The 13,230-nt window shown below is 49.1% G+C and carries 13 protein-coding genes and 1 pseudogene; 7 read left to right on the top strand and 7 right to left on the bottom strand.

The window, feature by feature from the left end:
- From J7439_RS21315 to J7439_RS21305, 3 genes are all read right to left on the bottom strand, one after another.
- On the bottom strand, nt 1-399 hold a 399-nt coding region (locus J7439_RS21315), incomplete at its 3' end, for a hypothetical protein (protein ID WP_209204011.1).
- A gap of 247 nt (nt 400-646) precedes the next feature.
- Complete coding sequence (locus J7439_RS21310) at nt 647-1,477, bottom strand: RNA-dependent RNA polymerase family protein (RefSeq protein ID WP_209204010.1); 831 nt, start codon at nt 1,475-1,477, stop codon at nt 647-649.
- 403 nt (nt 1,478-1,880) lie between these two features.
- Nucleotides 1,881-2,186, bottom strand: a complete 306-nt coding sequence (locus tag J7439_RS21305) for an IS66 family transposase (RefSeq protein ID WP_209204009.1) — start codon at nt 2,184-2,186, stop codon at nt 1,881-1,883.
- A 119-nt stretch (nt 2,187-2,305) separates the two neighbouring features.
- On the opposite strand from J7439_RS21305, the gene J7439_RS21300 reads away from it, so the two are divergent.
- Nucleotides 2,306-2,710, top strand: coding sequence for a hypothetical protein (locus J7439_RS21300; protein WP_209204008.1), 405 nt, complete (start codon nt 2,306-2,308; stop codon nt 2,708-2,710).
- Between the two features lie 109 nt (nt 2,711-2,819).
- On the opposite strand, the gene J7439_RS21295 is transcribed toward J7439_RS21300, so the two are convergent.
- Complete coding sequence (locus J7439_RS21295; RefSeq protein ID WP_209204007.1) at nt 2,820-3,323, bottom strand: hypothetical protein; 504 nt, start codon at nt 3,321-3,323, stop codon at nt 2,820-2,822.
- A gap of 301 nt (nt 3,324-3,624) precedes the next feature.
- Here J7439_RS21295 and focA point away from each other — a divergent pair, with 301 nt between their 5' ends.
- Entirely contained in the window at nt 3,625-4,497 is an 873-nt protein-coding gene (focA, locus tag J7439_RS21290; protein ID WP_502950436.1) for a formate transporter FocA, read from the top strand.
- 31 nt (nt 4,498-4,528) lie between these two features.
- Here the strand turns inward: focA and J7439_RS21285 are convergent, their stop codons facing one another.
- Complete coding sequence (locus J7439_RS21285; protein WP_209204005.1) at nt 4,529-5,203, bottom strand: ERCC4 domain-containing protein; 675 nt, start codon at nt 5,201-5,203, stop codon at nt 4,529-4,531.
- A gap of 93 nt (nt 5,204-5,296) precedes the next feature.
- Here J7439_RS21285 and J7439_RS21280 point away from each other — a divergent pair, with 93 nt between their 5' ends.
- The 3 genes from J7439_RS21280 (at nt 5,297) to parE (ending at nt 8,423) form a co-directional block, all read left to right on the top strand.
- Nucleotides 5,297-5,842 (top strand): LOG family protein, encoded by a 546-nt coding sequence (locus J7439_RS21280; RefSeq protein WP_209204004.1) that lies wholly within the window; start codon nt 5,297-5,299, stop codon nt 5,840-5,842.
- Nucleotides 5,839-6,456 carry a YqiA/YcfP family alpha/beta fold hydrolase gene (locus tag J7439_RS21275; RefSeq protein WP_209204003.1) on the top strand — a complete coding sequence of 206 codons (618 nt, stop codon included), beginning with the start codon at nt 5,839-5,841 and terminating at the stop codon, nt 6,454-6,456. Before J7439_RS21280 ends, J7439_RS21275 begins: the two co-directional genes overlap by 4 nt.
- A 74-nt stretch (nt 6,457-6,530) precedes the next feature.
- Entirely contained in the window at nt 6,531-8,423 is a 1,893-nt protein-coding gene (gene parE, locus J7439_RS21270; RefSeq protein WP_209204002.1) for a DNA topoisomerase IV subunit B, read from the top strand.
- A 120-nt stretch (nt 8,424-8,543) separates the two neighbouring features.
- On the opposite strand, the gene J7439_RS21265 is transcribed toward parE, so the two are convergent.
- Nucleotides 8,544-9,650 carry a metallophosphoesterase gene (locus J7439_RS21265; protein WP_209204001.1) on the bottom strand — a complete coding sequence of 369 codons (1,107 nt, stop codon included), beginning with the start codon at nt 9,648-9,650 and terminating at the stop codon, nt 8,544-8,546.
- A 199-nt stretch (nt 9,651-9,849) separates the two neighbouring features.
- A pseudogene (locus J7439_RS27570) lies at nt 9,850-9,987 on the bottom strand (IS982 family transposase); the annotation flags it as partial.
- Between the two features lie 261 nt (nt 9,988-10,248).
- On the opposite strand from J7439_RS27570, the gene J7439_RS21260 reads away from it, so the two are divergent.
- Together J7439_RS21260 and J7439_RS21255 are read left to right on the top strand one after the other, a co-directional pair.
- A complete protein-coding gene (locus tag J7439_RS21260; protein ID WP_209204000.1) occupies nt 10,249-12,090 on the top strand; it encodes an agmatine deiminase family protein in 1,842 nt (613 codons plus the stop codon).
- 621 nt (nt 12,091-12,711) lie between these two features.
- Nucleotides 12,712-13,215 carry a DUF3015 family protein gene (locus J7439_RS21255; RefSeq protein ID WP_209203999.1) on the top strand — a complete coding sequence of 168 codons (504 nt, stop codon included), beginning with the start codon at nt 12,712-12,714 and terminating at the stop codon, nt 13,213-13,215.
- The last annotated feature ends 15 nt before the right edge of the window (nt 13,216-13,230 follow it).

Genomic DNA, 13,230 nt, shown 5'->3' with positions numbered 1-13,230 from the left:
GATTTTCCTGTCTTTGAGGTTTTTCAGAAGAGTCCCGGCATTCTTTAATATTGCTTGAATTTCTTGATTATTTAAATGTGTTCGCAGTTCATTTTGCTGGCTTACAGAAAATTCTGAAATTGATGTTTGACTGTTAATTTCTGTAGTGAGCGGTACATCCTCCATTGGTTCAGGCATGACCTGCGCCATCGCTGAGGTATGTTCATTGCCAGTTAATAGCCTGTTGTCGCTTGGCTCCGGATTAGCAGGTAGCGAAGTTGAAGAACACACAATACTCCTGCTGTTGTCAGTAACACGCCTGCGCTTTATGGGTGGGATGGGCCCGGATTCAGATTGCAGTTGAAGCGGTGGAAATGTTCCAGTGCCCGTTGTTGTCTGTTCCACCTGGTAACCTGACATGGATCGCTTTCTTTCTTGTTTTCGGCTGTTTGCTGGCTGGTGCCTTCCGGCTTCAGTGGCTGTTAACGGGGATGCCGTGTCTGCGGTTACTGAGGAGGAAGGTGACTGCATGGTTTCTTCGGGGATTACCTGTTTCCAGTTGGAGAATCGTCTGAGGATGACAACAATAGAACGGTCGCAGTAGGAATGCCAGTCACCCGGCACCCCCTGCTCAGATCCGTACGTGCACTGCTAATGCATACGGCTCCTACCTCGAGTATTTGGCGTCAAACCGTTGCTCAGGCCATGGGTGAAGAATTTGCGCTTTCGGCAGCACTGCCCTCAGGAAACGTCCGAACTTGGACCAGTTCAATCGATTTCTCTGACTGCGCCGCTTTAACGCTTTGAGCCAAATTTTCCCGACTGCTGTTAACAGGGCAATAAGCTTACGACTGTTGCCCGGAACCGCAAAATAGTTCAGATGTCCTTGCAGGATACGCTGTAACCATTTTGCCTGCTCCATAACTGGGCGGTGTCGATATTTTATCAAATATTCTTTGATGGCTTTCAAGGTTGCCCTCAGCCTTTTGACACTGGTTTCACGGCCTACCATAAAGCGGCGGCCATTCCGGGTTTTTGCGCAGTAGTAGGTGAACCCCAGAAACTCAAACGTTTCCGGGCGTTTCCCGGTACTGGCCTTTTCATCCCGCTGTGCGAACATGCCAAAGCGAATCAGGCGAGTCTTATCTCCCTGCAGGGACAATCCAAAATCACTGAGGTGCTTCTTCAGTTCAAACAGGAATCGGTTTGCATCATGTTGGTTTCGCCCCCGGCGGAAGCCGTAAGAGAAGCCAAGGAAATCTTCTTCGTGCGACTGTCCCTTGCCGCAGCTTGACGCACACCCAACAGACGTCACGTAGCGTTTACCCCGCACTGGGTCGGGACACTGGCGCACTGTTGAATGTTCCTCTTGGTCAAGCCCCTTTCCTCCACAGCCTCCGCCACAGACGAATCTGCTTTGTCCGGCTGCTTCTCCGGTACTACGGGCTTGTCCGACTTCCTGCCCGCCATAATACTTATGGTGATTAACCTTCTCCATCAGGCCTCCTGTGGCTATTGCAGGAGGAACAGGCAGGACCTCCCGGCTCTTGTAGATTAAGAGAGCACAAGATGCGTACCTGCATGCACAAGGTCTACGACTGCGCGAGGCCTGCAAACCGCTTGCGGTTGAACGTGGTTTGCAGTTTTGCTTTCTGTTTCGCTTAACAACATCAGCACCCCGGACGATATTTGATTTCGCAGCTCGATACTCAGCCTACAGGCACCCCTGTCAACGCTTCACCGGCCACCTTACGATAACCGGCGCATGACTCGAGGCTGGGGCGACCCGCCAGCCTTACCCCACAGGGACTTTCACCCTTAACATCTTGCCGATTTATCTCGGCACTCTAAGCGCCAATAAAACCACCGTCATAGCCAGCCCAAACTTCACGATTTATCCTTTAGATGCTTTCACTGCCCAGGGCAGAAGCTGCTCCAGGTTTCTCAACCGTGTCGGAATAAGGCAGTTCTTTCAGAATGTGACTCAGGTATTCGAACGGTTCCAGCCCATTGGCCTTCGCGCTTTCGATCAGGCTGTAGTAGGTTGCACTCGCTTTGGCACCTTTCGGGGTATCAGCAAAGAGCCAGTTACGCCTACCCGCAGTGAAGGGGCAGATAGCGTTCTCAGCTGCCGCACTGCTAATATTGAGGTGTCCGTCTTCACAGTAAACCACCAGTTTTGACCACTGGTTCAGGGCATAGCTCATGGCCTTATGGGTAAGACTGTCCGGTATCAGTCGGGTGACGTTTCATAAAAGCCAGCCAGTACGATCAGGAGGAAGACGATCTCTACAAAGAAGCCAATGGCTATACGATTCCTGAAGACTTGCAGTTTAAGCAGGAGCGACTGAAAAAGATAAAAGCTGCAAAAGAAGCACTGGAGAAACGGGAAAAAGCACTGACCCCCGATGAACCAATAGACGACAAAAAACAAATCAGCTTCGCTGATCACGATGCCCGGATGATGAAGAAGAAAGGCTATTGTGAATACAGCTACAATCCTCAAATCAGTGTTGATGCAGATAATCAGGTTATCGTTGGTCAGCACGTCAGCCAGCATGCCAATGATGTTCAGGAGGTCGAGCCAGCATTGGCCGCGCTTGCGGAAGCCACCGATGGGGCAGCTGTGAATAAAATGAGCATGGATAATGGCTATTTTTCCGGACCAAACCTCCTAGCCCGGATATTTCATAAACGTGCTCCCGATCTCGCTTGTCCTTTGCCGCTCTAAAGGAGTTTTGCTCAGTCGACCGTACTCCCCGGTACGGCGCTCCCTCACAAAATCCCTTAGAGCGACAAAGTCCTTCGCGAGATTCGGGGCAGTTTATGAAATATCCGGGCTAGAAACGATAAGAAACCCCAAAACTGATAACAGGCTGCCAGCGGGCAGTTGTCGTTTCATCAACGTTGTTTCTTGAGATGGATTTCAAACTATTAACCGTAGGGGCGGCAAGATTGCTCCCCTCATTGTTTTCATAAACAGCACCAATATCAACCCGAACACCCAGCCTTGCCTGATCCACCATTTTCTTCCAACCTACACCAAGATAAGTCTTGTTGTTGTAGCGTGCATTCTGTGAATCTTTTGAAGCATGGCGAAAACTGCCAGCCGACATACTGAAGTTGTTATCAAATGGCTGATAATCAATGCGCAGGCCTCTGGCGTTATCGGCCGGACTTAATGATTGGTTGCTTAGTTCTAAGGTAGAGGACTTATCCGGGGAGTCTGCCGCGTGTTGCTCAGGCAGCAGTTCAACAGCACCAGCCATCTGTCCATGGTCGTCTGCTTGCGCAGAGCCGAGTATAGTGACTCCCAGGGCAATGATCAGCAGATGACTATTCATGGCACTTTCCCTCCATCCTTTTCTCCATTGGTGTGTGAAGAACCGGAAAACGGTATGCTCGATGCCTGTGGATATTGAACAGCATTTTTATAACACAACTCATTTTATCGTCGCTGTATTTATCACAAGAAGCAACTGTTCTTTTGCACAAACTCTATCTATTTTTTAATGCACTGTTTTTGTTCATTGACTCATTTTATGAAGTGTTCACGCCATGTACTAAGTATTTTTCGTAATACCCAATGAATTTACCACTCTGATACCCGATTCTTCTCACTGGTAGACTTAGCGCCAACATCGATTGGCTGTGGATAACCCCATGCAAGTTCAAAATATGCCCAACTATGGTGCGGTTCCTCCTGCGGAAATGGCAAAGCTGGCTGAGCAGGCAGTAATAGGCAAAGCCAAAAAACACCCTGAGATAACAATGATCCTGGCGATTATGGCCGGTATCTTTGTTGCCATTGCCGGCATGTTCTATACCGTAGTGATGGCCGGTGCCCAAAGCATGCCTTACGGTATGTCCAAACTGGTGGGTGGTATTGTCTTCAGTACCGGCCTGATGCTCGTGGTGCTCTGCGGTGCCGAACTGTTTACCAGCAGCACTCTGCTGCTGATGGGCAAGGCAACGGGTAAACTGAAGTTTCGTAACATCGTTAAAAACTGGGGGCTGGTTTACGTTGGTAACTTTATCGGCTCTATTCTCTTTGCCCTGCTGATTATTGGTGGCGGGGTCTGGGAAGGCGGCAATGGTCAGGTAGGCCTCTCTGCCATGTATATCGCCAAGGCCAAGCTGGGCTATCCATTCTTCCAGGCCCTGATCCTGGGTATTCTCTGTAACCTGCTGGTTTGCCTGTGCTACTGGATGACCCTGAGTGCACGCACAGCTGCGGGTAAAATGATGGCCTGCATTCTGCCGGTAGCGGCGTTTGTGGTAGCGGGTTTTGAGCACTCCGTAGCCAACATGTACCTGTTGCCAGTGGGCTACATGGTTAAGACTGTGGCGGGCCCTGAGTTCTGGCAGGCGATTGGTTACACCGCTGCCGACTTCGACGTGATCAGCCTGGGCAACATCTTTATGAATCTGCTGCCGGTTACCATCGGTAATATCATTGGTGGTGGTGTGATGGTGGGTTTGAGCAAGTGGTTTGTGCACCTCCGTGTTAAAGGTTAATCACGGTTTAACTGAATGACCTCTGATGTGGTCATTCAGTCCCGGTTTTTCCAGCGTGGGAATGCCTCAACATCTGCTTGATGCCCTGCGCTGTTTTTCTACCAATCCCCCTGGTTTGTGCCAGCTCTTCAACCGAACTCAGCAATACGGCTTCAATCGAACCAAATTTCTGCAACAGAGCCCGGGCTTTCAGCGAGCCAACACCCGGCAAACACTGCAGCATATTTAACGTTTGCCGGAGAGGATCTTTGGATGGCACAGGCCGGGAGCCAATACCCGCAGAATTCATCAGCCCTCTGAACTTGCGCCATTGTCGCCCCACCATCATCAATAATGCAGCGGTTTCATTCGGGTTCATGGAGCGAAGTACGGGAATACCAAAATAAAGCGACACGGTCACCAGAGCCCCTTGAATAGACTCTCGTCGTATACCCGATGAACACAACATGTCAGCAGTTCCTTCAATCAGTAATACTTTGCGATAAGGAAAACAAAACTGGCTCAGTTGCCGGAATAACCGACCATCAATAATGGAGGCAGCCAGATCGGTCAGCGTTTTTCTCTCAACCAGCCAGTCGTTGTTGATTTTATAATCTCCGCTTTCAAGAGAGACGGTGTTCACGACAATCCCTTCCTGACCCTGAAGTATGTCAACAATCCCTGAAGCCCTTTCCCGATAATCAATGTCAATCACGATATTATGCATGGTATGAGCGTTATTCTGATCATTAGGACAGGCAGCAGTATAGCTAATTGTGTATGCTTGCTACTGCCATGCAGAGAAATAGAGGGATAAGCAATGAAGTCAGTGGCAATCTTCTGCGGTGCCCGGTCTGGTCGAAAGGAAGCATACCGTCAGGCCGCTGAGGCATTGGTGGACTCGCTGTTAGAGCAAGGCATCACCATCGTTTATGGCGGTGGTAATGTCGGGCTGATGGGCGCTATCGCTGATCGCGCCATCGCCGGAGGTGGCACAGTGGTAGGGGTGATTCCCCACGCCCTGGTCGGCCAGGAGCAGGCCCATAAAGGCTTGAGCGAATTGATCCATGTGCAGGACATGCACCAGCGCAAGCAGACCATGGGTGAGCTGGCGGATGGCTTTATCACCTTGTCCGGAGGTGTTGGCAGCATGGATGAACTGTTTCAGGAAATTGCCCATAAGCAGGTAGGCTACCATGGTAAACCCTGCGCCATTCTGAATACCGCTGGCTATTATGATCACCTGGTGGCCTGGTTGAAGAATGCCGTGGATGAAGGCTTTATAACCCGCTACTGGTATGACCAGCTGGTGATTGACCACTCGCCGGCAGAGCTGGTGAATAGAATGATAGGGGCAAAAATATGAAGCCGCTGCTGGTCTATCTGCATGGCCTGAACAGTTCATCCCAGTCAAGCAAGGCTATCCAAACCACCGGGTATGTCCGGGATAACCAGCTGGATATTGAATTATGGATACCGGATCTGCCGGTTTTTCCATCGGATATTGTGCAGTGTTTACAGAGCCACCTGAAAAAGTCACTGAACCTCAGGGATATCTACATCATTGGCAGCTCTCTTGGCGGCTTCCTGGGTACCTGGCTGCAACGCTGGCTACTAAACAATGGCCACAGGAAAAAGGCGAGACTGGTGCTGATTAACCCGGCCGTAGTTCCCCATGAACGATTCGAAGCCTTTCTCGGCCCCCAGAAAAACTTTCATACCGGTGCCGACTGGGTGATGACCGAAGAGTATGTTGAACAGCTGCTCCTTCTGGAAACAGAACCACCGGCATCACCGGACAACACGCTGCTCTTGGTACAGACGGGCGATGAAACCCTGGACTACCGCCTGGCGGTGGAAAAATATCAGCAATGCAGAGCGATCGTACAAGAAGGTGGCAGCCACACCTTTGATCATTTTGAGACAATGCTGCCAGAAATCTTTGACTTTCTGAAACAGGATTTTCCGACATCCGTTTGAACAAATCACTGTCCATTCGTTACACTCTCTATATTTAAGCTCTGCGTCATAAAGCGATCAGTCAGCAAGGACTCATGGTAAAGAACGACTACAATGCCGAGGCGATTGAGGTACTCAGTGGCCTCGACCCGGTGCGCAAACGCCCCGGAATGTACACCGACACCACCCGGCCAAACCATCTTGCCCAGGAAATCATCGACAACAGTGTGGATGAGGCTCTGGCAGGGTTTGCTTCCCATATCAAGGTCACCCTGCACAAAGACCAGTCCCTGGAAGTGGTGGATGATGGCCGTGGCATGCCCACCGATATCCATCCGGAACATGGCATCTCGGGTATTGAGCTTATTCTCACCCGCCTGCATGCCGGTGGTAAATTCTCCAACAAGAACTACCAGTTCTCCGGTGGTTTGCACGGGGTGGGTGTCTCTGTGGTCAATGCGCTCTCCAGCCGTCTGGAAGTGACCGTTCGCCGTGGTGGCATTGTTTCAGCCATCAGCTTTAAAGATGGCTACAAGGATGAAGACCTTCACGAAACCGGCACCTGCGGACGTCGCAATACCGGAACCACGGTTCGTTTCTGGCCCGATGCCAGTTACTTCGACTCCCCACGATTTTCCGTTCCCCGGTTGATGCATATTCTCCGTGCCAAGGCAGTCCTTTGCCCTGGCCTTCGGGTTGAATTTGATGACCGGATTTCCGCAGACGTGACCGAGTGGTACTACGAAGATGGCCTGAATGACTATCTCAAAAGTGCCACAAGAGGCTTTGCCGTGCTCCCCGCTGAACCCTTCACCGGCTCCCTGAAAGGGGAAAGCGAGGCGGTAGACTGGGCCGTCCAATGGTTACCCGAGGGCGGTGAACTGCTGACGGAAAGCTATGTCAACCTGATTCCCACCCCGTTGGGCGGCACCCATGTGAATGGCCTGAGAACCGGTCTGCTGGAAGCGATCCGGGAATTCTGTGAATTCCGGAATCTGTTGCCCCGTGGCGTGAAACTCGGTGGCGATGACCTGTGGGAAAACTGCGCCTACGTATTATCTGCCAAGTTGGCAGACCCGCAATTCTCCGGCCAAACCAAAGAACGCCTCTCTTCCAGAGAGTGTGCCGCCTTTGTTTCTGGTGTGGCAAAAGATGCCTTTAGCCTCTGGCTGAACCAGCATACCGCTGAAGCTGAACTGCTGGCAGAACTCTGCATCAGCAATGCCCAGAAACGGATGCGCAAAGCCAAGAAGGTCGCCCGAAAAAAAGTAACCCAGGGACCAGCACTGCCCGGCAAACTGGCGGATTGTGCCAGTCAGGACCTGAGCATGACCGAACTGTTCCTGGTAGAAGGGGACTCGGCGGGCGGCTCTGCCAAGCAGGCCCGTGACCGTGAGTACCAGGCCATCATGCCGTTGCGGGGAAAAATCCTCAATAGCTGGGAAGTAGACTCCTCAGAAGTACTGGCCTCCCAGGAAATACACGACATCTCCGTAGCCCTGGGGGTTGATCCGGCATCGGATAACCTGGATGGTTTGCGCTACGGAAAAATCTGCATCCTGGCCGATGCCGACTCCGATGGCTTGCACATCGCGACCCTGCTCTGCGCCCTGTTCGTTCAACATTTCCGCCCACTGGTGGAACGCGGCCACATTTATGTTGCCATGCCTCCGCTTTACCGGATTGATGTGGCCAAAGACGTCTATTACGCCCTGGATGAAGCGGAGAAAGAAGGCATTCTTGAACGCATCCGTGCCGAGAAAAAGAAAGGCAAGATCAATGTGCAACGCTTTAAGGGACTGGGCGAGATGAACCCGCTGCAGCTTCGTGAAACCACCATGTCTGCAGACACTCGTCGTTTGGTTCAGTTGACCCTCGACGATGAACAGGAGACGACTCAGCGGATGGACATGCTGCTGGCCAAGAAGCGCAGCTCGGACCGTAAGTCCTGGTTGGAGTCCAGGGGGAATCTGGTTGAAATTGCTTAATGATCTTTTGGAATCATCAACGTCATGTGGCATGAAATCCATGAGAGTGATTTCGACAAAGAAACTGGGCGATTAGCAGATTAATCGCCAGATTTGGGGGCAGCTTTGCCCCCGGGTTATTCACTGTTGTTTCTCTTGCCTGCCTTGTTCAGGGTCTGCAAAGCTCACATCAATAATATTAATTTGACCACTGGTGCCAAATCGGTAGGGCATTTGCCATGGCCCAACGATTTTCCACCAACCTACGCCAACACCAGCGCTGACGATAGTGTGTAGCCCGTCGATAACTTTATGACCAGCGACGTTCGGGTACATTCGACGCAAGATCAGATTATAAGGAAAGAACTGGCCACCATGAGTGTGACCGGAAACCTGTAGATCGGCCTTGTTCTCAATACTTTCAGGTATAGAGACGGGATTATGGTCAAAGACAATGATCGGATCACTGGCTTGAACATTGTCGCGCTCATAAATTTCTTTCAGACTCATCCGATTGGTAACGGCAAACTTATTACCGATGTCATCGCGGCCAATTAAGTGAATGCCATCAATAGTGAGTACCTCATCGTGCAGAATCTCAATTCCTGAATTTTTGATAAAGGCAACATTACCATCCACATCGTTACCGTAGTATTCATGATTACCAAGAATCGCATAGACACCATGTTTTGCTGTTAATTCAGCAAAAACTTTTTTGTATCCCTCATTAACGTTGGTATGGCTGTCCTGAAAAATATCGCCACCAAACACAATGATGTCGGGATTTTCAGCGTTAATCTTCGCTACCATATCCACAAATAGCTGTTTGTTGGACGTTGGCATAAGATGGAGGTCGCTAATAAAGGCGATACGCAGCTGTTCTCTATCTGCGATTTTGTTAACGCTGATTTGGGTATGAACGACATCGGTATAACGATAGTTGATATAACCGATGACAGTCACTGCGCAGAGCGAAGCGGCAATAATCCATTTTCCAAGATAGACCGGCACAGGCTTTATCAGATAATGAACGATCAGCAGTACCAGTACAGTAAACAGCAAGTAGTGTGCAAGATAGACATAATTACCAAAAAACAGGCCATACAACTCGTTTTCAATAATGAGGTTCTTTCTGATATACGCCAGTGGCAAGATGCCAAAAAACAGCAACACGCTGGTCAAAAACAGCTTAAACAACCGATAACCCTCGGAGAGTGGTGAATTTTCAGTGCTAATAAAAGCAGCCAAACGCAGATAATGTCAACCGAGTAATCACCTTCTCAAGGGTTATCTCACAGTTGTGGGGTATATATTGTTATTGTGTCGTTTTTATTTATGGATGATTATCAGCAGTTACCCTTAAGGAAAGTATGCGTTTTTCTGCAAGGGCACCATGACCAACCGGAAACACATTCTTAGTGCGAATAATCAAATTACGGTCGAATGATATGGTCATTATTTCACTGAACGAGAGCTTCGAGATGACAAGAGGCTTTTTGATATTGCAGATAAACTGTTTATGTCATTCTGGTTCGAAAACCAGACAGAAATCATCAACATCACAGAATACAATGATCATAGATATGGGAGCCTCTGGCTAGCTATGGATTGCAACCGAAAGATAGTTAAATCACTGGGGCTATCTTGTCTTTTTTTGCTCGAACTCACGCTACAGCAGGCCTCCTGTTGCAACTGATAAAGGCTCTGCGCAGCCGTAAAGCCCGAGTAGCAGCAGTGAGACCTGCTCAGATTTGACCTAATGGCAGCCTCCTAGACTCGAGTGAAACAGTACTGAATTATAAATAAGCAGTTTTCAATCTAAAGTAGTTCAATAGGTAGTAAAGCAATGCAAGAGACCCATGTCAGCTTCAGCCCGACAACCAATCAGGTAGTCATCAGACAAGGCTCAACCAATGCGGATGCCCGCAGAAATAACGACCACCAGAGTTCATGGTCCAGGTTTTCAAACTGGGTTGTCAGCAATCCAAAAAAAGCGCTGGCCTCTACCCTTGGTCTGGCGGGGGCTGGTGTTGGAGCCTATTTTCTGGCAAGACAACTCACTCTCTCCGGGAATACAGGTAGTTCAGCAATAGCAAATAGTAATATATCCCCAACCAATCCAACGTTCAGCCTGTTACCCAACCAGGACTTAAGTCCCATCGCTATCGAATTTATGACAAAATCAGTCTCAGAATTGCCGACATCCGTGATAGCGCCCCCCCTGACGACGCCGGACTGGTATAAGGCCTTAACGTCGACAGCGCAACCGTCTTCAGAAAGTCTGCAGTCGTCAACCCAGGATTCTGCCATCAGCCTGCCTTACCCGCCATCACAGACCGCCACAATAGCACCTGACAGCCAGTTACCCACGGAGCTGCCAACTCTGTCAACGATCACCCCATCCAGCGTGTCGAACAGCCATCAAAAAACCACGGTAGCTGCGCCTGAAAAGAAAAAGAGCTTAAGTCCCACCGCTATCAAATTTATGACAAAATCAGTCTCAGAATTGCCGACATCCGTGATAGCGCCCCCCCTGACGACGCCGGACTGGTATAAGGCCTTAACGTCAACAGCGCAACCGTCTTCAGAAAGTCTGCAGTCGTCAACCCGGGATTCTGCCATCAGGCTGCCTTACCCGTCATCACAGACCGCCACAATGGCACCTGACAGCCAGTTACCCACGGAGCTGCCAACTCTGTCAACGATCACCCCATCCACAGTGTCGAACAGCCCTCAAAACACCACGGTAGCTACAGCTGAAGAGAAAACAACAGGATTGATCATAAAGCGACCTTATGCAGAATTTGAACCAGCGGGCTATCTGGCGTTTAGCGACACCGACTTCATGCGCAAGACTTATGGCGAATCCAGAGCAATCAAGAAAAAGATAGTGCGCAACCTTCCACGGGATGTCCACCTGATTGTTTATACCTCCGGTGACCCTGAACGAACCCGTCAAACATTCCAACCATATTTTGGCGACATGAAGCGTTTTCATGTTTTGAAAGTAACAGACACATCGTCGACCAGATACTGGGCTCGGGATGGCCTTCCCGTACCGGTTTATAGCAAAAATGGCAGTCTTGTTTTAGTTGACTCAAAATACTATAAAGATTTCGAGCCTGATCAGGCAGTTGCCAACTTTTTCAACGCTACCCTTTTGTCTCATACATTTGAATTTGAAGGTGGTAATCTGCTTGCTGACAGTAAGGGCAATTGTTTTACTGTTAATAACAAGGATATGAGATGGCAGTTAGGCTTCACTGATGAGGTATTCAAAAAATGCTATGGCTGTAAACGGCTTACCCGACTTAAAAACAAGACAAAGGTTGGTCATGTGGATGAAGTAATAAAAATCATTGATGACAAAAATATCATCACTGACCGGCGTGATTATCGGCCAATCCTTCATAAGCTTGGTTATAATGTTACCATGATGCCACGGGCAAAAGGTAAACACGCCAGTTACCTCAACAGTGTGATCATTAATGATAACGTGTTTGTCCCCGTCTATGGGGATAAAAAAAGAGACAAAAGGGCAATCGGCATATACCGAAGTTTTGGCTTGAGGGCTTATAAGTTCAGGAGCAATAGGATCTCTGCAAAATTTGCGGGATCCATTCATTGTTCGATGGTGACTTACCCTAAAATAGGCAATAACAAGCCGGAAACTTCCGGTATTACATGAAAAGTTGTGATCAAAAAATGCCGGACAAAAAAGAAAGACCTAACCTTGAATTGCCCCAAATAAATGAAAATAAAATAAACTGATTGAAGATAAAAATTCGGTGTTTTGAGTTGATTAGCTTTAATGATGTTAAATATTTGGGGGCAAGTATTAGAAAGACAACTAATATACTGGCATGATCCATGGCTCGGTTAGCCTTTGGTATCCGATCAGAAACGTGCTTTAGAATCAACAGTACTGATCTGGTAGCTGTGCATCGTGCCATGGGTACATTTGAATGGAGGAATTATCGTGCTATCCAAAAGGTTATCAAATGAACATTCAGCCCTCCTTACCCAACGCATTCAACCCTCAGACCATGCCCGCACAAACCTCCAAAAATTCAGGTGTCAGCGTTTGCCGGGGGTATATCCGGGGCGGGAATGATTTGGCGCAGAAGCCGGAGCATAGACCGATTGTTGACCGGCCAGTATTTATTTAAACCACCAAATACCTGAAAGATTGCATTGTATTTCCATGGTCTGATAAGTATTGTTACATACTAAGCTTTTGTATATGCCATACGGACAGCTTATGCGAGAGTTTGACTCCAATCAGAATGATCATCAGGGAAGCTTATCAATGTTAAAATTTCCATTCATTGCCTCTGCACTCCTGTGCGTAGCCACATCTGTAAGCGCTGCCGACAAGCCGGTTGGATCCGGCCCTAACCCATATTCAGACTGTGGTATTGGAGCCGCTCTGTTTTCCGAGGGCCCTGTGTGGGCTGCGGTAACCTCAAATGTCACCTGGGATATTGGCTCAACGGCTATTACTTCTGCAACCATGAGCCCTGAAACATGTAATGGCCGCAAAGTAAAAACTGCACAGTTCATTATTGATAATTACGACAATCTGGCCGAAGAAACGGCACTTGGACAAGGTGAGCATTTGACCGCAATGTTGACTGTGCGGGGGTGTCAGGCATCGGCTCACCCGACGATTGTTCAGTCTATCCGCAAAGACATGGTGGGTAACGTGACAGCTGTCAGCTATTCAACCCTGTCTGATGTGGAAAAAGCCACTCAATATTATCAGGCGATGGATGCAGGTGTTGCCAGTGTAGCGGATAGCTGCTCCGCCTGATCTGATGTTTGGCGT

The sequence above is a fragment of the Salinisphaera sp. G21_0 genome, assembly GCF_017744115.1.
Lineage (GTDB): Bacteria > Pseudomonadota > Gammaproteobacteria > Pseudomonadales > Endozoicomonadaceae > Endozoicomonas.
This window is presented reverse-complemented; position numbering and strand designations above follow the sequence as displayed.